The sequence below is a fragment of the Allocoprococcus comes genome (genome assembly GCF_013300725.1).
Taxonomy (GTDB): Bacteria; Bacillota; Clostridia; order Lachnospirales; family Lachnospiraceae; genus Allocoprococcus; species Allocoprococcus comes_A.
Genome location: NZ_JAAIMM010000007.1, coordinates 27606 through 50353, shown reverse-complemented (window position 1 = coordinate 50353; position 22748 = coordinate 27606). Strand labels below are relative to the sequence as shown.

Below are 22748 nucleotides of genomic sequence, written 5' to 3'. Positions count from 1 at the left end.
TCTGGAAGCAGTTTCCCTGTTCCCAGAAGTTTTTGTTTTAAAATAAACATACAATTCCATGCACAATAAATGCTGCAACCCATGCAATTACGCACTGAAAGATCACAACACCGATCGCCCATTTACCACCAAGTTCTCTTTTAATAGAAGCAATCGCTGCCACACACGGTGTATACAAAAGACAGAAAATCAAAAGAGCTGCTGCACCGGCTGTGTTGATCACCGCTGTCAGTGCTGCTGTTGACCCAAACAAAATTGAAAGAGTGGAGACAACACTCTCTTTTGCCATAAATCCGGAAATCAGTGCCGTTGATATCCTCCAGTCACCGAATCCAAGAGGAATGAATACAGGTGCGATCATACCTGCTACCGTTGCAAGGATACTTGCCTGTGAATCTGTCACCATATTCAGATGCAGATCAAAGCTCTGCAGGAACCAGATCACGATCGTTGCACCAAAAATAACGGTAAATGCTCTCTGCAGGAAGTCTTTTGCTTTTTCCCAGAGAAGCTGACCAACATTTTTCGCTCCCGGCATACGATAATTCGGAAGCTCCATAACAAACGGAACAGGTTCTCCTTTGAACATCGTCCCTTTCATTGCAAGTGCAGTAAGGATTCCCATCAGGATTCCGAAGAAATAGAGACCGATCATTACAATTGCACCCTTCCCTGGGAAAAACGCCGCTGTAAAGAATGCATAGATCGGAAGTTTTGCTGAACAACTCATAAACGGAGTCAGCATAATCGTCATTTTACGATCACGCTCTGAAGAAAGTGTCCGGCTCGCCATAACTCCCGGTACTGTACATCCAAATCCGATCAGCATCGGTACAATACTTCTTCCGGAAAGACCAATCTTTCGCAAAAGTTTATCCATAATAAACGCAACCCTTGCCATATATCCACTGTCCTCCAGCATCGAAAGGAAAAAGAACAGTGTAACAATGATCGGCAGGAAACTCAGCACGCTTCCAACCCCCTGAAAGATTCCATCTACAACCAGTGACTTTAATACGCTGTTGACTCCTGCTGCATCCAGTGCCTGACTGCAGGCTATGATCACCTGGTCAATTCCCTGTTGCAGAAGATCCTGTAAAAATGCTCCGATCACATTAAATGTCAGCCAGAATACCAGTCCCATAATTGCGATAAATGCCGGAATTCCGGTATATTTTCCTGTCAGAACCTGATCGATCTTCCTGCTTCGCACCCGCTCCCTGCTCTCATGTGGCTTTAATACCGTATCTTCACAGGCACGCTGGATATAGTTAAAACGCATTCCCGCTACTGCCGATGAACGGTCTACCTTGCATTCTTCTTCCATCTGCAGATTGATATGTTCCAGAAGCTCCTTTTCATTCTGGCTCAGCTTTAATTTTTCCAGGACAAGTTCATCATTCTCTGCCAGCTTGCTTGCTGCAAATCTGACCGGAATCCCTGCTTCCTTCGCATGATCTTCAATCAGATGCATGATCGCATGAATGCATCTGTGAACCGCACTTTCCTGACCTTCAGCAGAACAGAAATCCACTTCTTCCGGTGCTTCCTGATATTTTGCGACATGCAGTGCATGTTCTACCAGTTCCGCAATTCCTTCTCCCTTTGCTGCCGAGATTGGTACAACCGGTACTCCGAGAAATGCTTCCAGCTCATTCACACGCACAGAGCCTCCGTTCACACGCATCTCATCCATCATATTCAGCGCAACAACCATCGGGATCTCAAGTTCCATAAGCTGCATCGTCAGATACATATTCCGTTCAATGTTGGTTGCATCTACGATATTGATGATTCCCTTCGGTTTATCCTGAAGCAGAAATTCTCTTGTAACGATTTCCTCACTGCTGTACGGAGACATAGAATAAATTCCCGGAAGATCGGTAATACGGGTATTGGGATGTTCCTTGATCACACCGTCTTTTCTGTCAACCGTAACACCTGGAAAATTACCCACATGCTGATTTGATCCGGTCAGCTGGTTGAACAGCGTTGTTTTTCCACAATTCTGATTTCCAACCAATGCAAACGTAAGTGTCGTATCCTCCGGTAATGGATGCTCTGTTTTCTTCTCATGAAAAATGCCTGCTTCTCCATACCCCGGATGCTGTGCATCTCCTAACGATTGTCTGCCTTCCTTCTTCTTATAATGTGGCTCATGGGCCGGTGTAATTTCAATCTGTCCGGCATCCTCCAGACGGATCGTAAGTTCATAACCATGGATCCTGATCTCAACCGGATCCCCCATCGGCGCATACTTTACAATCGTTACTTCTGTTCCCTGGATCAGTCCCATATCCAGGAAATGCTGCCTGAGTGCACCACTTCCTCCTACGGAAAGAATCGTAGCTGTCTTTCCGACTTGTAATTCTTTTAGTGTCATTCCTCTATCTGTCTCCTTTGGTCAAAACCATTTATTGATAATTTATATCATTATCATATCAGTCCTGTAGGTAGTCATTCAAGAATAACATTCGTTTTTTCTAACTAATTTCCTCGCCTGCAAATTGTTTTATTCCGCAGTCTCTCTAAACCGGTACCCTACTCCGACTTCTGTCAGGATAAATCTGCAATTTCCCGGATCCTTTTCTATCTTCCTTCGCAGTGCTGCCATAAATACCCTCAGGTTGGCTGCTTCTACTCCCTGTGCACTGCCCCAGATCTGGCTGAGAATATAATTATGTGTCAGTACCTTTCCCCTGTTGTCGATCAATAGTTTCAAAATCTTATATTCCATCGGAGTCAGATGAACTTCTTTTTCATCAATCAATACCTGATGTTTTTCCCAGTCCACTTTCAGATAATCACACTGAAAGATTTTTTCTTTCTTTTCTTCCGGAATCTGGTTACTCTTTCTGAGCGCCACACGGATTCTGGCAAGCAGTTCACCCATATAAAACGGTTTTGTCACATAATCATCTGCTCCCAGATCCAGTGCCTGTATTTTTTCTTCCTCTTCCTGTCTTGCACTGACCACAATGATCGGTATCTTCGAGATCTCTCTTACATTTTTTATAATCTCAATCCCGTCACCATCCGGAAGTCCAAGATCCAGAATAATCATATCCGGTCTGTTTGCATAGAACAGTGCATTTGCTTCTCCACATGTCTTCGCAATCACAAAATCATAGTCTTCTTTCTTAAGACTCATCGAGATAAAGTTAATAATATATTTATCGTCTTCCACAATTAAAATTTTATGCTTATCTGCCATCTGTACTTACCTGCCTTGCCTCCAGCCAGAACATGAACCTTGCTCCGCCTTCTTTTCTGTTCTCTGCACAAATATTTCCACCATGTGCATTTACTACCGCTTTACATATAGCCAGTCCCAGACCGATTCCTCTTTGTCTGTCCCCTTTTTCATCTGACCTTGTAACAAATTCGTCAAAAATATTTTCTTTCAGATCTTCCGAAATTCCGTCTCCATCATCCTCTACACTGATCCACACTTTTCCTGCATCATATCTGGCTTCTATACAGATCCATCCATTTTCCCCTGTATGCTTCATCGCATTATCCAGAAGATTGACCAGCACCTGGACCATCAGTTTTCCATCTACATTTACAACGATCAGCTCCGACGGAAGTTTAATTTCAAATCTCCTCTTTTCCCGGAGTCCTATGATATGTGATACGGCTTCATAGATCAGATCATCCACTACTTCCTGGTCTTTCCGGATCTCAAATTCTTCACTTTCCAGCTTTGTCATATTCAAAATATTTTCCATCAGGCGCATCAGCCATACAGACTGCTCCTGTATCTCTCCTGCCAGTTCCTTTCTGACTCCGGCATCCAGATCATCCGCCTCTTTTAAAAGTCCAGCATCTCCCATGATTCCGGTCAAAGGTGTCCTGAAATCATGGGAAATACTTCTCAGCATATTGCTTTTCAACTTTTCTCTTTCCATCTGTGCCCTTGTTTCCTCTGCAATACGCACCTGATTATGAAATCGTACCATAATACTTGCGGAAATAAATCCTGTGATAAGGAAAAACACCAGAAGTACCACATCATTCTGATCCGTCATCGCAAATGTATGCACCGGCACTGTAAAAAAATAATTAAACAGCAGCACACTGCATACTGAAGCCATCATTCCATACAGATAACCGGTAGTTGTAACTGTTATGACCAGTACACCTACAATATAGATCATCAGAATATTTTCTTTTCGAATCCCATAACTCTGGAGAAAAAAAGACAAAAATGTTGCAACCGCCATGATTGCAACCGAGTGCACCATATATTTTACTCTCTCTTTTATCATTTTCTTTCCCCCATCATTCATTATTTCATACTTGTAAGCAGACGGTCAATATCCTTTGTAAGACCTACTACAAGCAGATGATCCTTCTCATGCATCACATAATCCGCTCTCGGAAGGACCACCAGCTCTGCATTTTTCTTTATTCCAAATACATTTATATGATAGTTTGCCCTTATATCCGCTTCTTCTATCGTCCGCCCGATCCATGCAGACTTCGGCTGGATTTCAAAAATCGAATAATCCTTACTGAGTTCAAAATAGTCAAAAACATGATTTGCACTGTATTTTACAGCCAGTCGTTCTGCAATATCCCGATCCGGATAAAAGACTTCATCCGCTCCGTTTCTCAATAAAAATTTTGCATGGATATCCCTGTTTGCCTTACTGACAACATGTTTGGCTCCAAGCTCTTTTACCAGGCTTGTTATCTCCAGACTGCTCTGGAAATTTGATCCGATGCACACAAAGCAAAGATCGAAATTTCCTACTCCAAGACTTCTTAATACTTCTTCATTTGTACAGTCCCCTACCCGTACTGCCGTTGCGTATTCCAGTAAATCCGTTGTCTTTTTCTCATCTTTATCGATGACCATTACCTCATTTCCCCGATTGGCCATATCAATACACAGATGATGGCCAAATCTTCCAAGTCCTATAATCAATACTGATTTCATTTTTCTACTCCTCGTTCTATCCTATCGTAATTTCTTCTACCGGTTTCCGGATCGGTGCCTCATGTCTGTGTCCTTTCAGTGAAAGTGCAAATGTCAGACTTCCTATTCTTCCGCAAAACATCAGAAATACCAGCATCATCCTTGATGCCATGCATACATCTCTTGTGATTCCCGCAGACATTCCCACTGTTCCCATTGCAGAAAAGACTTCAAACATCACATCCGACAAAGAAAACGGCTGCATAATTTCCATGAAGATCGTTCCTGTTAGTATAAGGAACAGATTCGTACACATTACAACACTGGCCTTTCTGATCGCAGTTTCATCCAGTCTTCTGTTAAATACATTACAACCGGCTGCTTCCATCAGATTTGCACGCACAAATACAATGAGAGCCACTACGGTTGTCGTCTTAATTCCACCTGCTGTAGATCCCGGGCTTCCTCCTATGAACATCAGAATCATAGTAACAAGTTTACTGCCTTCCGTCAACGCTCCTGTATCGGTTGTATTAAACCCTGCTGTTCTGGCTGTCACCGAGTGAAATAAAGAACAGAGTATCTGTTCTTTCACAGGCATCCCTGCCAGTACATTATTTCTTTCCAGTATCAGGAATAAAACTGCTCCTGCTATAATCAAAAAACCTGTTGTCGATAAAACAATCTTTGTATGCAGATGATATTTTTTCCAGTGGAGTTTTTTCACAGACAGATCATCCCACACAAAAAAACCGATTCCACCGATTATGATCAGCAGCATGATCACTGTATTTACCAGCCAGTCATCCGAATATCTGACCAGTGACTGATAGGCACCATTCTCTCCCATAAGGTCAAATCCGGCATTGCAAAAAGCTGATATAGAATGAAAGATCCCATACCAGATCCCCCTTCCTATTCCAAATTCCGGAATAAACCGGATCATCAGCAATACGGCTCCAATGCTTTCAAAAAAAAGTGTTCCCTTAATAATCTTCTTTGTAAGCTTTACAATTCCACCAATTTGAATACTATTGATACTCTCCTGCAAAATTCCGCGGACTTTAAGCCCTATCTTTCTTCTTAGCAGAATTGCCACACAGACACCAAGTGTCATAAATCCCATACCGCCGATCTGGATCAGAATCAAAATGATAAGCTGTCCAAAAAAAGACCAGTGCTGATACGTATCCTGTACAACCAGCCCCGTCACACAGGATGCAGATGTCGAGGTGAATAATGCATCTGCAAAAGATGTCATATTTCCATCCCTTGATGAAACCGGAAGCATTAAGAGAATACTTCCCAAAAGAATCAGCAGCAAATACCCGACAACAATCATCTGCGTCTGTGTCATCTTTTTATATAATACTGTCATTTGTTTCTTTTCCTTTCTCCTCAGTATCTTTCTTCCTCTCTCTCTTCTTTATCCTTCTTCAGGAAAATATCGAGTTCACGCATCAGATGCAAGCCGGCGATCAGTAGAAAGCTCAGGATCCCTGTAAATAAAATAATACTCTCAATCTCGAACATAACCTTTCCTTCCTCTTACTGTTTTTACTCCTGTTTTTTCAAATCAATGATAGTATTTTTAGTATAAAGATTGTATAAAGATTCCTGATTTTATGTAAATATTCCGTTATAATTTCATGCTAAAAAATGGGATTAGAAATTTTCAGTTATATAAAAAGAATGCGCATCTCCGGCACGTAGTCCTTTTGTTTCATAGGAAGTTCCTTCGGAACTTCCTATGAAACAAAAAAAACGGGCACTTCGCAGTTCAAATTTCTGCAAAGCGTCCGCCTTTTTTACAAAATCTTTTTATTCAGCTGCTGCTTCTTCTTCATCTGTTTCCGGAACATCATTATGAACGGCAGCCACACCTGCTACATCTGCTTCCGGATCTGTGATCAGCTTGACATCTTTATCTTTTGCGATGTCAAGGTCTTTGACTTTAATGGTTTCTCCGACCTTCAAATCCCCAACATCAACAATTACTTTTTCAACAAGTGCAGATGGAAGTGCTTTGTATTCAATTTCACTAAGCAGTTCCTCAACAACACCTGTGACAACCTTTGACTGATTGTGGATCACAACTTCTGCTACGGAATGTACCATTTCTCCACTTACCAGTGCCTGAAAATCTATTTCAAGTACTTTTGAACCCATAGAATCATAATCGACTTCTTTTACCAGCACATCAATCTGCTCTCCGTCCAGATCCAGCATGATCTGGCTTCCTTTGCCATTGGCTTTCAGGAACTTTTCCGCTTCTTTCTGTGTCATCTGTACCGGAATGGAGCCTTCAATCTCACGTCCGAATACATTGCCGGTTACATAACCTTCTCTTCTGAGTTTTTTGGCTTTTGTCTGCATGTTTCTTTTTTCAGCTTTTAAAGTATTCATTTATCTTTTCCTCCAATCACTGACTTCTGGTAAAGTACCTATTTCCTTGTTACAGCTGTATTATAACACTCATGGATTATCAAGATTAACCAAAATCACATCTTTTTTGGCCCATATTTTTGCTGTTTTTCAAACTTTTTTATTTGTTTTGTGCAATTTTTTTATTTTTCAACCCTTATAGATTTCCATAATTTTTCATATTTTCAGCTTTTTACTGTTCCAGATATTCTTTGATCCTGTCGATATTATACAAAGGAATATTTGTCATCCATTCCTGTTTCCGGTAATCTGACATAGACATTCTTACCGCATATTTAGGCTTATATTTTTCACAGAAAGCTTTCAGGCTTTTTGCCCTCAAATTTTCCTCCGCTTTCACTTCCAACGGAATAATCGAAGTTCTTCCCTGTAATAAGAAATCAATTTCACCACTGGAATTTGCAGTCGAATAGTAATACGGTTCTATATGATCCAGTGCGATCAGCTGCTGTAAAACATACTGCTCCGTTAACGCACCTTTAAACTCTGTAAATATACGGTTTCCATCGATAATTACCTGCGCATCCATATCCGTCATCGCCATCAAAAGCCCCACATCCAGAAGATATATTTTGAACACATCCAAATCCAGATATGCCTTCAGTGGCAGCGCAGCTTTCCCTGCTCTTTGTACCTTATGAATCAATCCACAGTCTAAAAGCCATTGTATTGCCAGCTCAAAATCTTTTGCCCTTGATCCTTTTCTCACCTGTCCATAGATATATTTTTTATTTTCCTTCGCCAGCTGCATCGGAATCGAATTCCATACAAGATTCAGTCTTGGAACCAATGAAGTCTCGGCGTGTTTTGAAAAATCCTGTTGATAATAATTCAACAGGTTCTTCTGTATCTCTCTGACCTGATTAAAATCCTTCGTTTCTACATACGTCTGTACTACTTCCGGCATGCCACCTACATAATAATATTCGCGTAACCGGTCTATATATTTAGATTTGAATGTTGTCACCATATCAGTATCCGTTCCCTGAAGAATATTTACGAAGCGTTCCTCTCCTAATGCGCACAAAAATTCCTGAAATGTCAATGGATAAAGATCCATAAAATCTACCTTTCCAACCGGAAAAGAAGTTCCTTTATGCAATGCCACACCAAAAAAAGAACCTGCTGCCACAATTGCATATTCAGGAGCATTTTCACAAAAATATTTCAGAGAAGACAATGCTTTCGGGACTTCCTGTACTTCATCAAATATCAGCAATGTGTCTTTCACATCAATGGAAATTCCTGTTTCTGCACTGATTGCCAGTATGATTCTTTCTATATTAATTTCACCATCAAATACCTGCTGCATTCTTGTGTTACTGTCAAAGTTTACATAGGCAACTTTTTCAAAACATGTCCTTCCAAATTCTTTCATTAGCCATGTTTTTCCTACCTGTCTGGCTCCACGGATAATCAAAGGTTTCCTGTTTGCTTTTTTCTTCCACTCTTTTAATTTTTCTAATGCAAAGCGCTTCATCTGGCATCCTCCTTGCTTTATGATCTATGATTCTATAAACATTATATCCTGTTTATTTTTATTTTATCACTAAAAAATGTGTGGTTCAACATTTTTAAGGACGTATTTTTGTATGGATAATACATTTTTAAGGACGTATTTTCATATTGTACATACATTTTCAAGGACGTAACAGGTTGAATAATCTATTTTTAAAATTGCATATTCACCTGCAAAATGTTATACTCGGATAAGAAATGTTAATGAAAAGAGGTTTGATTATGAGAGCATATGAACGACTTTTAAATTATGTAGTAGTCCGTACCCCAAGTGATGAACACAGTACGACTTCTCCTTCTTCCCAGTGTCAATTCGACCTGGCACGTATTCTGGCAGATGAGATGACTGCCCTCGGAATTTCTGACGTAAGTCTGGATGAATTCTGCTATGTATACGGAAAGATTCCTGCCACACCGGGATATGAGAATAAGCCATCTATCGGATTTATCGCACACATGGATACCGTTTCCGATTACTGTGACCATGACATCATCCCGGTCGTACACAAGAATTACGATGGCGGTGATCTGTCGCTTGGCACAAGTGGACGTACCCTTACCGTAAAAGATTTTCCGCATCTTCCATCTCTTGCCGGACGCACCCTGATCACAACAGACGGTACAACCGTTCTTGGTGCCGATGATAAAGCCGGAGTTGCCGAGATCATGACCATGGCTGAAGCACTGATCAAAGAAAATATTCCGCACGGACCGATCTCAATCGCTTTTACACCAGATGAAGAAGTCGGTGGTGGAACTGATCATTTTAATGTGGAAAAATTTGATGCACAGTTTGCCTACACTCTGGATGGCGATACCGAAGGCGAAATTCAGTATGAAAACTTCAATGCATGCAAGGCAGATTTTGAAATTACAGGATTTGCTGTGCATCCGGGTTCCGGCAAGGATACGATGATCAATGCGTGCCTGGTTGCTGCTGAAATTAATAATATGCTCCCAGGGCTTGAAATCCCGCGTGAAACGGAGGATTATGAAGGATTCTACCATCTGACCGGTATGAGTGGAGATGTGGCAAAAGCAGAGCTTCATTACATTGTAAGGGATCACGACAAGAATCTGTTTGAAGCCAGAAAGGAAACTCTTCGTCATATTGAGAAGAACCTCAATGAAAAATGGGGAGAAGGCACTGTGAAACTTACGATTACTGACCAGTACCAGAATATGGCTGAGATTATTGCCGGATGCATGCATCTGATTGAGAATGCAAAGAAAGCCTGTGAAAATGCGGGTGTTGCACCGCTTGTGCTTCCGATCCGTGGCGGAACAGACGGATGCCAGCTCAGCTTTATGGGACTTCCTTGCCCGAACCTTGGAACAGGGGGACATGCATTCCATGGACCATATGAACACATCACGGCGGAGGGAATGGACAAGGCTGTGGATATTGTGGTTGAGCTTGTGAAATTATACGCGGAGATGTAAAAGGTTGTCTGACGGACAGATTGGACAGTTTGTGACTCTTTACAAGTAAACAAATATTTTAAGCAAAACCGGAGTTGCCGCATATCACTAAAATCCATGCGACAACTCCGGTTTCTTAAATTTGAAAATATTCTTTTATCTGTCCAAGTATAATCCCCATCAGCTTTGTCCTTGCTTCTACACTCGCCCATGCTACATGTGGTGTAATCAGCAGTTTTTTGCTGTCTTTTATTTTTCGCAGCGGATTCGTCTCACTCATCGGCTCCTGGCAAAGTACGTCAAGTCCGGCTGCAGCTATCTCGTCATTTTCCAGTGCCTCATACAGATCCTGCTCGACTACGATCGGACCACGTCCGAGATTCAGGAAAATACAGGTTTTTTTCATTTTTGAAAAAGCTGCTTTATCCATTAAGCCCTCTGTATGCTCATTTAACGGTGCATGAACGGATATGATGTCAGATTTCGCAAGCAACGTATCCAGATCTACCTGTTCGTAACCTCCCTGCGCCGGACGCCCTGATGCAGAGTAATAAATAATCTGTGCTCCGAATGCTTTTGCGATATCCGCAACTCTCCGGCCAATTGTTCCCAGACCTATGATTCCCCACGTTTTGCCACTGATCTCCGTGAAATGCTCTGCAAAATGCGTAAATATTGTATCATTAATGTACCGCTCTTCTTTCACATAATCATCGTAATAACGCATCTTTTCCAGCAGATAGAGAAGCATTGCAAAAGTGTGCTGTGCCACCGTTTCTGTCGAATAGCCGGCTACATTTCTCCATGCAACTCCTCTTTTTTCCAGATATTCTTTATCCAGATTGTTGGTCCCCGTTGCCGTCACACATACCAGCTTTAACTTCTCTGCTTTTCCAATCGTCTGCTCATTGACCTGTACTTTATTCAAAATGATCACATCTGCATCCTGAACTCTTTCCGGTACTTCTTCTGATGTAGAAAAATCGTATTTTACGACTTCACCAAGCCTGTCAAATCCAGAAAGATCAATATCTTCTCCAATTGTTTTTACATCCAAAAAAACTATTTTCATAATCTGTCCCTCACTTTATCACTGTAATTTGCAACTTTTCCTGTTCATTATCATAACAAATTTATTTTACGGATACAACCCAAACAACCGTTGACATCCTTATCCTATGGCGCGTATACTAAAGAAATGAAGAGCATTTGCGATTATATCCAGATATAATTAGCAGATGTTTTTTTTGGTCTTTCTGGCAAGCCTTTGCTTTTTATAAATCACATTTCATCAACATCAAGGAGGATACTATCATGAATCAGAACAAAGTTTTGGAACTTACAAAAGATATCGCAACTGATATTATCGGAGGAATCCTGATCGCTGTCGGTGTCTATAATTTTGCTGCCGCCGCAAAGTTTCCGATGGCAGGGGTAAACGGAATCGCCCTGATCTTTTACCAGTTGTTCGGACTGCCAATCGGTACTGTTGCCCTGATCCTTAACATCCCGATCGCCATCTGTTGTTTCCGGCTTCTTGGCCGCAGATTTTTCCTGAATTCAGTCCGGACAATCATCATTACTTCCATAATCATAGACGTGATCGCACCGCTATTCCCGGTTTATCAGGGTGACAGACTTCTTTCTGCCATCTGCTGCGGTGTCCTTTCCGGACTTGGTTATGCAATGATCTATATGCGGGATTCTTCAACCGGAGGCTCTGACTTTATCATGATGTCGATCAAAGCACTGAACCCACACCTTTCCCTTGGAAATATTGCATTTGCACTGGATGCAGTAATTGTGATCCTTGGAACCGTAATTGTATCCCATGACGTGGACAGCCTGATCTACGGTCTGATCGTCAGCTATCTGCTCTCTCTTGTTATGGATAAAGTTATGTACGGAATTGATGAAGGAAAGCTTGCCCTAATCGTAACCGATCCTGAGCACAGCACTGAAATCTGCTTCAAGATCGATGAGGTTCTCGGACGCGGCTCTACAATTTTAAATGGTATGGGAAGCTATTCCAAAGATGATAAGCACATCGTAATGTGCGCCTGCAACAATAAGCAGATGTACGGAATACGCAAACTGATCAAAACGATTGATCCAAAATCCTTCCTTGTAATCATGGAATCGAATGATGTAGTGGGTGAAGGATTTAAAGATGAGTAAATAGCAGTCAGCATTTCCAGACAGCTAAGCAACTCACCAGTATCACTTGTTGGACACTTTGCTTCAAAAAATAGAATTCCTGATAATAAAAACCGGTGGCTCATGTCTTTTTACACAAGCCACCGGTTTTTCTATAATCTGCCAGGCCAATACTTCGCTTTTATACACACTCTGATTCTCTGCCCTTTTTCTAAGTCCGGCTCTTCCTATGAATTCAGATCTTCTGTGATTGATTTAAGGTTCATGAAGTTTGTCAGATAATCTGCTGTACCAGTCTTCGCATCTGTTCCGGACATATTAAATCCACCAAATGGATGCTGAAGTACAACTGCTGCTGTAGATTTTCTGTTAAAGTATAAGTTACCTACCTGGAATTCTACTTTTGCTCTCTGGATATTTTCACGTGTCTCACTGTATACAGATCCTGTAAGACCATATTCTGTCTGGTTTGCTACATCAAGTGCTTCATCAAAAGAATCTACTTTGATAACAGCAAGGACTGGTCCAAAGATTTCTTCATTGGCGATTCTTGCATCTCTCTTGATATCGCGGATTACAGTAGGATCGATATAATATCCTTCTGCGTCACTGTATGTACCACCGAATACAACATTTCCTTCTTTACGTCCGATCTCGATATAATTTGTAATACTGTTATAAGCGCCCTGGTTGATAACCGGTCCCATCGCTGCATTGCTTTCGCCTGATCCCTGGTTTGCCTTCAGTTCTGCTGCGCATTTTACAACTTCATCTACAAACTCATCATATACATCTGCCAGAACAATTGCTCTTGAGCATGCAGAGCATTTCTGTCCCTGGAATGTAAATGCAGAGCTTGCAACTCCGTTTGCTGCTTTCTTGATGTCTGCTGTTGAATCTACGATAATTGCATTCTTTCCACCCATCTCAGCTACAACACGTTTGATCCATCTCTGTCCGTCAGCGATCTTGGCTGCATGTTCATTGATTCTGCATCCAACTGCTTTTGATCCTGTGAAGTTTACAAATCTTGTAAGCGGATGTTCTACGATGAAGTCACCAATCTCTGATCCTGATCCAGGAATGTAACTTACTACATCAGCCGGAATACCAGCTTTCTGGCAGAGTTCTACGAATTTGTATGCAACGATCGGAGCGTCTGAAGATGGTTTACAGCAGATCGTGTTACCTGTAACAACTGCAGATACGATCATTCCACCAAACAGTGAGAGTGGGAAGTTCCATGGAGAAACAGCCACACCTACACCAATCGGGATGTAAACGCATTTTGTAAGTTCATCTGTAGGAACCAGTTCTTTTCCTTTTTCCAGATTCTGGATATGCATTACATAAGAATTGATAAAGTCAAGCTGTTCGCAAAGTTCTCCGTCAGCTTCTCCCCAGTTCTTTCCACTTTCAAGGACGTTCCATGCATCCATGATAAAACGGTTCTCGATCAGAAGTGCTGCAAGTCTTCTTAATACACGTACTCTTTCTTCTACAGATGTAAGGCTCCATTTTTTGAATGCTTCGTAAGATGCCTTGATTGCCTCATCAGCCTGTTCTTTGCTGCATGAGCATGCATATCCGAGTACTTCCTTTGTAGCCGGTGATACAGAAGCGATCTTCTTTTCTGTCTCAACTTTCTTTCCACCGATGATCAGCGGGTAAACAGCACCTGCTTCTGCATGAGCCTGTTTGAATGCTTCTTCTATTTTCTTTTTATTTTCTTCCAATGTGAAATCAACTTCTACTGCGTTTTTAAATCCTGTAAGCATGTACTTATGTCCTCCTTGAACTATGGTCTATAAATTGTTTATTATTGTAACAGCAAATTTTCCTCACGTCAATATGTTAAAGTAAAAAAAATGTATTTTCGTATACAATTATACCGTTTATATTTTAACAAACAACTTTCATGTTTTCGTTCTATTGACATTTTATCTCAATGGATATAAGATATTATCTAAATGGTTCTTTTTAGAACTATTTTTATTTCACAGGAACTTTCTATGAAATAAAAGGAACATTCTTTTTTATTGTAAAAACGGAGGTGTATAGATGAACATTACATATCTGCTTGAATTAATGCAGCGAATTGGGAAAATGCATGAACAGATGTTGAAAGAATTATGCCACCAGTATGATCTCTCGCTGATCGAGGCTAAGATCATTGCTTTCTTACATAATAACCCAACAAAAGATACCGCAGGTGATATTGCCGAGCTCCGGATGCTTTCAAAAGGGAATGTATCCCAGACAGTTGATCTTTTGTGTCAGAAGGGGTTCCTTTCAAAAACAGCAGACCAGACAGACCGCAGGAAAACGCATCTTTCCCTGCTGCCATCATGTGAAAATGTTACCGAAGCAATCGACACATTCCAGTCTGCTTTTTACCACAATCTGTTTGACGGATTTTCGTTAGAAGAATTCCAGATGTTCGCCTCACTGAATGAACGTCTGGCATCCAACGTAGCAACTATTTATCACAAAGGAGATTATTAGACATGAACAAAGACAAAGATTTTCTGGGTACCGAACCCGTCGGAAAGCTGATGTTCCGGCTTGCGATTCCGACGATCACCGCACAGCTCATCAATATGCTGTACAACATTATTGACCGTATTTACATCGGACACATTCCTGGTGATGGTGCACTTGCCCTTACCGGAGTCGGCGTATGTATGCCACTGATTATGATCATTTCCGCTTTTGCAGCACTGGTTGGAGGCGGTGGTGCGCCGCGTGCTTCGATTGCAATGGGAAAAAATGACCTTAATACTGCAGAACATATTCTGGGCAACTGCTTTTTCCTGCAGATTCTGATTTCTATAATCCTGACAGTCATCCTGTTATTTGGTAACCGTACTTTTCTTCTTGCCTTCGGTGCCAGTGAAAATACGATCGAATACGCTGTAAATTATATGAACATTTACGCTGTCGGCACTATTTTCGTCCAGCTTACCCTTGGCATGAATATGTTTATCACCACACAGGGCTTTGCCAAAACAGGTATGCTCTCTGTTCTGATCGGAGCAGTGATGAACATTGTTCTGGATCCGCTGTTTATCTTTGCATTCCATCTTGGAGTCAGAGGTGCTGCGCTTGCCACAATTCTGTCACAGGCAGTTTCCTGCATCTGGGTTCTTTCTTTCCTGTGCGGCAAAAAGACGATCCTGCACATCCGGAAAAAGAATCTCATCCTGAAACCGGAGATTATTCTTCCTTGTGTCGCTCTCGGGATTGCCACATTTATCATGCAGGCAAGTGAGAGTATCATCTCCGTATGCTTCAACTCTTCTCTGCTGAAATACGGAGGAGATATCGCAGTTGGTGCCATGACGATTCTTACCAGTGTCATGCAGTTCGCAATGCTGCCGCTGCAGGGGCTGGGACAGGGTGCGCAACCAGTCCTGAGCTATAATTACGGTGCAAAAAACGGAGATCGTGTTAAAAAAGCTTTCAGACTTCTTTTAACAGCAAGCCTCTGTTATTCCACACTTCTGTGGACATTTATTATGCTCTTCCCGCAGGTGTTTGCAAAAATGTTTACTTCAGATTCTGCACTGCTTGGTTTTACTAAATCAGCGCTCCGGATTTACTGTGCCTGCCTGCTGCTTTTCGGAATCCAGATCGCATGCCAGATGGCATTTACATCATTCGGAAAGGCAAAGGCTTCGATTGCTGTCGCTGTTACACGTAAATTTATCCTGTTGCTGCCACTGATCTATCTGCTGCCGCATATTCTGACCGGGAACAAGACCAGTGCAGTCTATATGGCTGAACCGATTGCAGACTTCCTGGCGGTATCCTTCACGACGGTTTTGTTTACGTTTCAGTTCAGGAAGGTGTTGAAAGAACTTGAGGGGTAGTCGCAAGAGGGCATAAAAAATAATCCCTGGTAGCTGCTAAGTTGCACGAACCATTCCAACGAGCCTTTGAAAGCATCAATTGTGTCAGCAATGGCTTCCACAATTGATTAAGTCTCGTTTCCATCGTGCAAAGACGCATCTACCAGGGATTATTTTTTATTTACGTTGTTGACTAAGTTTTACTTCTTTGACTGGGTATTGAACCGAAGTCGTAAATCATTGTTTTATATTTTCAAATGGATTTACGCTTTACCTCAATTAGGCTTCCTGTCCATCGGCGATTTTGGATGTTTCTTTTTCCGGGAATAATAGACCAAAAATCTTTCTTACTAATGGACCGGCGAAGCAGAGCTGCCAGAAGAATGCCATCGGGAAGTTGATTGCAGTGGTCTGGAGCCAGACGGCTACGAACTGGGTTCCGGCATTCTTGAAGAGCAGGGTTGCTGCGAGGCTCATAAGCGGGCACATTCCGATGATGGATACTACGGAAATAGCGATCACCAGGTGAAAGGCATTATCTCTTTCCAGATTGACAATGGAAAATGCTTTTTTCTTTGCAAATGGTCCAATCAGGAAGAAATCAAGGATGAATGCAATTGGTCCCATGATGACCAGCTCGTGGAATGCATTTAAAAATACCTGGTTGTTCATTCCTCCTACGTTGAGAGCAATGTTATAACAGATCATGGTATAAACCATCGCGAACACCATGATAATTGTGAAAATAACGTCTTGAAATTTGTTTTTTGGCATAAAAATATCCTCCTTCATAATAAGCGTAACAGAAAATGTGTTGTTCGTTCATCATTCCGGAGGAATGTATCGTTTCCAATATAACCAAGATTCTATTCTTTTTTTCTGCATGGCATATGCCAGACGATGCCACATCAGCAAGACTTATAATACCTCAAATCTTAAAAAATAATCAAGTATTTTTTCAAATACATTGAATTATTTTTATCTCTTTTTTCCAAATAAAGAACTCCATACCGTCAGGATCGCTCCTGCAAAAAGAGCCAGATCCGAGAGATTAAAAGTGATATCTGAGAGTTTCCTGTTCTTTGTTTTCAGAGACAGATAATCGACCACATAACCTCTTTTGAAACGGTCATAAGTATTACCAACTGCTCCGCCCAGCATCAGCGATGTTCCAAACTTTGTCAGTTTGCGTCCCGGTTCTTTCCAAAGAAGCTGATCCCAGAAAAACAGGATTCCAAGTGCTGCCGCCGACATGCCTTTTACCACCTTTGGTCTGGAATCCAGACGATTCATCATCAGACCTTTGTTGTGGACTTTGCGGTAGATTCCTTTTCCCTTCCAAATCCGGCGTTCTTCCCCGTCTCTTACATTTTCTTCAGTATATTTTTTAATTCCAAGATCGGCCCCGGCAACAAAAGCTCCGGTTAAAATGCTCAGGATTTCCATAATTATTCTCCTTTGATGCGCGCGATTTCCTGCTCGCATATCTCTGTCTGTTCTTCACGCTTTTCGATTGCTTCGCAGAACGCGATAAAATCGGTATCTACCACTTCTCCCTGTTTGAAACGCTCATATACCAATCGTCCGATCTCTGTCATATCCCGCTCGCTGTCTCGCTTCAGACCATAGATCTCATTTTTCTTTTTCTGGATATCGATCGTATCTCCTGCCTTCTTTCCAAGGTCATCCACGGTATCTGAAATCCGCTTTCCTATTATATCAAAAAAATCACTCATTTACTTTTTCCCCTTTCGCATCTGCGTATTTTTCAGAACCGCCTGATCTGCTCAAAAGTACGGTAAAGGTTCAATGCTCCATATCCCCATTCCTGGTTCGGATAACTCATGTCTGTCTTCCGTGAAGCTCCCAGTATCAGCAGATTCTTCATCTGTGATGCATCCAGATCCACTCCCTGCCTATCCAGCCACTCCATAAAAAGTGCCAGTGCTCCGGAAGTGATCCCAACTGCTATACTGGAACCAGATCTTGCAATAAACTGCCCCCTTAAATTGATCCCTGTCACATTGATCCCCGGCGCAGCAAAATCCGGTTTGATTCTGTTATCTCTAGTATAACCTCTTCCCGAACTGACTGCAATGCTATTTTCCTTTCCATTATAATACGCTGCACAGACCACCGCCCCGGTATCCCCTGGTTCCATCACCGTATATTCCGGATTTGCACGGATAAAATAGACATTTCCCGTCAGAAACTCTTCCATTGGAAGCCAGATATGAAAGATTCCATTCCCCAGTTCCAGTGTTTCCGGTATAATCTTCCAAATTCCGCTTCCCGGTCTGTCAAACTGAAAAAATACCAGCTGCGCCCCGGTCGTCTCTACCAGAACCCGGTAATTTAATATCACCCTGGTCTGCTCGAATACAAACACATACTCTCCTATTCCCCGTCTGAGCGGGACCGGTCCTACTGTCTGTCCTGTTGGAGATGCGATAGAAAGTGCCAGAAGATTCGGAAGTTCTGTCCATAGTTCCATCACAAAACCTCTGGTATTATTCCCTACGTTGATCTCGACCGGCAGATTATTTTCCTGTTCCAGAATTCCCAGATAATGATGCCTTTTATCTGCCTCGTTGCCACTTCCGGTCACAATCCCGATTCCTTCGCTCGCCGCCACATTTTGCAGATACTCTGACAGAATTGAATATCCTCCATGTCCTCCAAAGCTTGTTCCAACTGCCAGACAGATCACCAATGGTCTTTTCAGCTCTTCTTGTACCTTCTGCAGATAAAAAACCGCCGCTACCAGATCATTTTCCTGATAGCATCCGGCATCCCAGTCTACAAAATAGTACTCCCGTAAGTATTCTTTTGCCTGTTTCAGCTTCACGATCACCATCTCCGCCTCCGGCGCTGCCCCGATAAACAAATTCTCCGGACTTGCCCCTCCGCATGCCACACTTGCAACAAAAGTGCCATGTCCGTCCGTATCAAATGACGGAACGGTTTCCTTTGGATTCTCACTCAGGATCGCCTGATTGATTTGTTCCTTCGTATATTCACTCCCATATCCGATTTCCCGGGGCGCTGTTCCACTTTGTTCTTCCTGATCCCAGATTCGCCGGATCCTGGTCGAACCATCCAGATTCCGGAAAATGGGATCCAGATAGTTGATCCCAGTATCAATGATCCCAACCAGAACTCCTTCACCGCTCAGTTCCAGACCAGGCAGATTCTGAACCGCAGCAATTCCCGCCTGCTGGATCGCTGCCATATCCAGTGTTGTATAACACTTCGGAACCATTGTATAAGGATAATCGGCAAGTGACTTTTTTCTGTCTTCACTCTGGTCAATATAAAGAAGCTCAAAACCGTATTTCAACGGTATCCGGCATCCGTTTTCCAAAGGAAAGTTTTCCCCGAGAGCACCGGTATCCCTCATCATAAAATCCCTGTATTCTTCCGACAGGATCTTTTCTTTACATTCTTCCTGTGGCATAAAAATCCCTCATATACTTTCTTTTGGAAAATATATGAGGGATTTTTCTTTCTTATACTACGATACTGGACGGTTACGCATTTTGCACTCCATACCCATTCTTTATTCGGTACGCTTCTTTTCAATATCCTCGTAGAAGGAAGTCACTTCTTTTCCTTTTTCCAGGGTACTTACATTCGGACCGCTCTTGAATACGATCTTCAGCAGAATTGGTGTGATGATCGTTGTTATCACTACCACGATGATAACCGGTCCGAGGAAATTGCCGCCCATCATACCGAGTGCTTCTCCCTTGCTGGCAACGATCAGCGCAACCTCACCACGGGAGATCATTCCGACACCGATTCGTGCACACTGATAATTCTTATATCCACACATCTTCGCACCAAGGGCGCAGCCAACGATCTTTGTCAGGATCGCAACAATGGTAAGAATCACTGCAAAGCCTACAATTGCAGTACTCATCTTCGGAAGTTCTACCTTCAGTCCGATACTTGCGAAAAATACCGGTGAAAGCAGCATATAAGACATGGTATCAAATTTCTTCAGCACGAAATCAGATTTACTTGTATTGGAAATGATCAGCCCGGCGATAAATGCACCGGTGATATCTGCAACACCGAAGAATTTCTCTGCCACATAAGCCATCAGCAGACAGAATACAAATGCCATGATCGCATGACGTCTGAGTCCCTTTTCCGCCTGATCTGTCCACTTTTTAAATACCTTGTAAAAGATAAATCCAATCACACCTGCAAATGCGAAGAATGCAACAATCTTCAGTAATACAACTGAAATCTTTACCGATTCATCTGCCATACTTGTTACCAGTGTCAGTGCAATGATACCAAGCACGTCATCAATGATCGCAGCTCCAAGAATCGCATTTCCGGATTTGGTTTTTAATTTACCAAGTTCTTTTAATGTCTCTACCGTAATACTTACGGAAGTTGCTGTCAGGATAACACCGATAAAGATATTCTGCAGAAATACGCTGCAGGATGCATCGGATGCGATCACATCCGGACGGTTAAAGAACATTGCAGTCGCATAACCGCCGATCAGTGGAACGATAACACCTATCAGTGCAATAACGAAGGATGCTTTTCCGCTTGCCTTCAATTCCTGTATATCAGTTTCCAGACCTGCACAGAACATCAGCACGATAACACCGATCTCTGCAACGTTATGTATAAAGCTTGTCTCTGTCAGGACCCCAAGCATCGCCGGTCCGAGAAGAACTCCTGCAAGAAGTGCTCCTACAACCTGTGGCATCTGTACCTTTCTGGTCGCAAGCCCAAGTGCTTTGGTACAAAGTAAAATAATTGCAAGATCCAGTAAATACTTATAAGTCTCCATTCTCTCTCACTCCTGTTTATATCTTGTATTTTTTAGACACATTGTCTAATGTACACCTTTTAATACAATTTTTCAACAAAAAAATACCCGTAAATTTTAAATTTACGGATATTTTCCATTCTATTTTTGTATGACCGTCATGTTTTTTTGATATATGAAGGTCATTGTTATACTTAGTGATGCTCAAGCCTTGGTACGGACTGGCTTCTCAACTCGATCAGCGGTCCTCCGGTTCCTTCGATATATGCCTCCGTGATCGTCACTTCCCCGATGCTGTCATCCTTCGGAATCTCATACATGATATCCAGCATGAATTCTTCAATAATCGCGCGCAGTGCACGGGCTCCTGTATCCTTCTTCATTGCCTTTCTTGCGATCGCATGAAGTGCACCATCATCGAATTTCAGATTGACCTCATCCAGCGCCAGAAGCTTCTGATACTGCTTGAGAATCGCATTTTTCGGCTCTTTTAATATCTGAACCATCATCTCTTCATCCAGTCCCTGAAGGGTAAATACGATCGGCAGACGTCCCAGAAATTCCGGAATCATTCCGAAGTTACGCAGATCTTCTGTCGTCACCTTCTCCAGTATTTTCTTATCATGATCATATTTGTCTTTCAGATCTGCTCCAAATCCGATAGAAGAATTCTTCATCAGTCTTTCCTTGATGATCTGCTCAAGATCCGGGAACGCACCACCACAGATAAAAAGGATATTCTTTGTATTGACTGTAGTGAGCGGAACCATCGCATTCTTACTGTTGGCTCCCACCGGCACTTCCACTTCGCTGCCTTCTAACAGCTTTAACATTCCCTGCTGTACAGATTCTCCGCTGACATCTCTCTGGCTGGTATTCTTCTTCTTCGCAATCTTGTCGATCTCATCGATAAAGATAATTCCCTGTTCCGCCTTATCTACGTCGTTATCCGCAGCTGCAAGAAGCTTCGATACTACACTTTCAATATCATCCCCTATGTAGCCGGCCTCGGTAAGCGAGGTCGCATCTGTAATTGCAAGCGGCACATCCAGAAGTTTTGCCAGTGTCTTTACCAGATATGTCTTTCCAGATCCGGTAGGTCCGATCATCAGCATATTGGATTTCTCGATTTCAATCTCATCCATTGTATCCGTTGCCACTCTTTTATAATGATTGTATACAGCAACCGACATTACCTTCTTGGCGTATTCCTGTCCTACTACATATTCATCCAGTTTCGCTTTGATCTTATGCGGAGCAGGAATATCCTTGATATTCAGGATCGGTTCTTTTTCTTCTTCCGGCTTTTTCTTTTTCACACGCTGGCTCTTCGGGATCTGTGCATCCATGTCTCCAAATCCCATCATCGGTCCCATGTTCATAAACTGGCTGTAATCCATCCCGCCAAAATTCATATTGTTCATTGCATCAAAGCTTTTTTGCATACAGTCCGGACACACGCAGATATTGTTCGGAAGATCGATCATCTTTCCGGTCACACTCTCCGGTCTGTGACAGATGAAACAGACCTTTTCATAGCGGTCTTCGTTATTTTCTTTTTTGTCTGTATTTTCTACCTCACCGGTTACTTTCTCAACTGTCTTGTCCTTCTGGTCATTTTCTGCCATTGGCTGGT

At 42.2% G+C, this 22748-nt stretch carries 20 protein-coding genes; 4 read left to right on the top strand and 16 right to left on the bottom strand.

The window, feature by feature from the left end; translation table 11 throughout:
* Positions 1 to 37 precede the first annotated feature (37 nt).
* The 8 genes from feoB to G4407_RS05340 all read right to left on the bottom strand — a co-directional run bounded on the left by feoB (position 38) and on the right by G4407_RS05340 (position 8849).
* The gene (feoB, locus tag G4407_RS05370; RefSeq protein ID WP_173688047.1) at positions 38 to 2383 is read right to left on the bottom strand and encodes a ferrous iron transport protein B; all 2346 of its coding nucleotides are present in this window, start codon (positions 2381 to 2383) and stop codon (positions 38 to 40) included.
* Positions 2384 to 2512: 129 nt separating this feature from the next.
* On the bottom strand, positions 2513 to 3214 hold the full coding sequence (locus G4407_RS05365; RefSeq protein WP_173688046.1) for a response regulator: 702 nt from the start codon (positions 3212 to 3214) through the stop codon (positions 2513 to 2515).
* On the bottom strand, positions 3204 to 4271 hold the full coding sequence (locus tag G4407_RS05360) for a sensor histidine kinase (RefSeq protein ID WP_243259229.1): 1068 nt from the start codon (positions 4269 to 4271) through the stop codon (positions 3204 to 3206). The genes G4407_RS05365 and G4407_RS05360 overlap by 11 nt, the downstream gene beginning before the upstream one ends.
* 20 nt (positions 4272 to 4291) lie before the next feature.
* Positions 4292 to 4945: a potassium channel family protein gene (locus tag G4407_RS05355; RefSeq protein WP_173688044.1), complete on the bottom strand. Its 654-nt coding sequence runs from the start codon at positions 4943 to 4945 to the stop codon at positions 4292 to 4294.
* Positions 4946 to 4961: 16 nt separating this feature from the next.
* Entirely contained in the window at positions 4962 to 6302 is a 1341-nt protein-coding gene (locus G4407_RS05350) for a TrkH family potassium uptake protein (protein ID WP_173688043.1), read from the bottom strand.
* Between the two features lie 20 nt (positions 6303 to 6322).
* Positions 6323 to 6457: a hypothetical protein gene (locus G4407_RS16710; protein ID WP_274597643.1), complete on the bottom strand. Its 135-nt coding sequence runs from the start codon at positions 6455 to 6457 to the stop codon at positions 6323 to 6325.
* 288 nt (positions 6458 to 6745) lie between these two features.
* The gene (locus G4407_RS05345) at positions 6746 to 7330 is read right to left on the bottom strand and encodes a 50S ribosomal protein L25 (protein WP_173688042.1); all 585 of its coding nucleotides are present in this window, start codon (positions 7328 to 7330) and stop codon (positions 6746 to 6748) included.
* Between the two features lie 211 nt (positions 7331 to 7541).
* Positions 7542 to 8849: an ATP-binding protein gene (locus G4407_RS05340; RefSeq protein WP_173688041.1), complete on the bottom strand. Its 1308-nt coding sequence runs from the start codon at positions 8847 to 8849 to the stop codon at positions 7542 to 7544.
* A 260-nt stretch (positions 8850 to 9109) separates the two neighbouring features.
* On the opposite strand from G4407_RS05340, the gene pepT reads away from it, so the two are divergent.
* A complete protein-coding gene (gene pepT, locus G4407_RS05335) occupies positions 9110 to 10330 on the top strand; it encodes a peptidase T (RefSeq protein ID WP_173688040.1) in 1221 nt (406 codons plus the stop codon).
* A gap of 115 nt (positions 10331 to 10445) precedes the next feature.
* On the opposite strand, the gene G4407_RS05330 is transcribed toward pepT, so the two are convergent.
* Positions 10446 to 11381, bottom strand: coding sequence for a D-2-hydroxyacid dehydrogenase (locus tag G4407_RS05330; protein ID WP_173688039.1), 936 nt, complete (start codon positions 11379 to 11381; stop codon positions 10446 to 10448).
* A gap of 242 nt (positions 11382 to 11623) precedes the next feature.
* On the opposite strand from G4407_RS05330, the gene G4407_RS05325 reads away from it, so the two are divergent.
* The gene (locus G4407_RS05325; RefSeq protein WP_173688038.1) at positions 11624 to 12487 is read left to right on the top strand and encodes a YitT family protein; all 864 of its coding nucleotides are present in this window, start codon (positions 11624 to 11626) and stop codon (positions 12485 to 12487) included.
* 206 nt (positions 12488 to 12693) lie between these two features.
* Here G4407_RS05325 and G4407_RS05320 read toward each other — a convergent pair whose 3' ends face one another.
* Positions 12694 to 14244, bottom strand: a complete 1551-nt coding sequence (locus tag G4407_RS05320; protein WP_173688037.1) for an L-glutamate gamma-semialdehyde dehydrogenase — start codon at positions 14242 to 14244, stop codon at positions 12694 to 12696.
* A gap of 283 nt (positions 14245 to 14527) precedes the next feature.
* Here G4407_RS05320 and G4407_RS05315 point away from each other — a divergent pair, with 283 nt between their 5' ends.
* Positions 14528 to 14971: a MarR family winged helix-turn-helix transcriptional regulator gene (locus G4407_RS05315; protein ID WP_173688036.1), complete on the top strand. Its 444-nt coding sequence runs from the start codon at positions 14528 to 14530 to the stop codon at positions 14969 to 14971.
* A 2-nt stretch (positions 14972 to 14973) separates the two neighbouring features.
* Complete coding sequence (locus G4407_RS05310) at positions 14974 to 16338, top strand: MATE family efflux transporter (RefSeq protein WP_173688035.1); 1365 nt, start codon at positions 14974 to 14976, stop codon at positions 16336 to 16338.
* A gap of 258 nt (positions 16339 to 16596) precedes the next feature.
* On the opposite strand, the gene G4407_RS05305 is transcribed toward G4407_RS05310, so the two are convergent.
* The 6 genes from G4407_RS05305 to clpX all read right to left on the bottom strand — a co-directional run bounded on the left by G4407_RS05305 (position 16597) and on the right by clpX (position 22740).
* Complete coding sequence (locus G4407_RS05305; protein WP_173688034.1) at positions 16597 to 17091, bottom strand: DUF2798 domain-containing protein; 495 nt, start codon at positions 17089 to 17091, stop codon at positions 16597 to 16599.
* 204 nt (positions 17092 to 17295) lie between these two features.
* Positions 17296 to 17763 (bottom strand): signal peptidase II, encoded by a 468-nt coding sequence (locus tag G4407_RS05300; protein WP_173688033.1) that lies wholly within the window; start codon positions 17761 to 17763, stop codon positions 17296 to 17298.
* A 2-nt stretch (positions 17764 to 17765) separates the two neighbouring features.
* Entirely contained in the window at positions 17766 to 18053 is a 288-nt protein-coding gene (locus G4407_RS05295) for a hypothetical protein (protein ID WP_173688032.1), read from the bottom strand.
* 32 nt (positions 18054 to 18085) lie between these two features.
* Positions 18086 to 19774, bottom strand: a complete 1689-nt coding sequence (locus G4407_RS05290; RefSeq protein ID WP_173688031.1) for a S8 family peptidase — start codon at positions 19772 to 19774, stop codon at positions 18086 to 18088.
* Positions 19775 to 19876: 102 nt separating this feature from the next.
* Positions 19877 to 21133: a cation:proton antiporter gene (locus G4407_RS05285; protein WP_173688030.1), complete on the bottom strand. Its 1257-nt coding sequence runs from the start codon at positions 21131 to 21133 to the stop codon at positions 19877 to 19879.
* Between the two features lie 173 nt (positions 21134 to 21306).
* Positions 21307 to 22740 carry an ATP-dependent Clp protease ATP-binding subunit ClpX gene (gene clpX / locus G4407_RS05280; RefSeq protein WP_055158510.1) on the bottom strand — a complete coding sequence of 478 codons (1434 nt, stop codon included), beginning with the start codon at positions 22738 to 22740 and terminating at the stop codon, positions 21307 to 21309.
* Positions 22741 to 22748 lie beyond the last annotated feature (8 nt).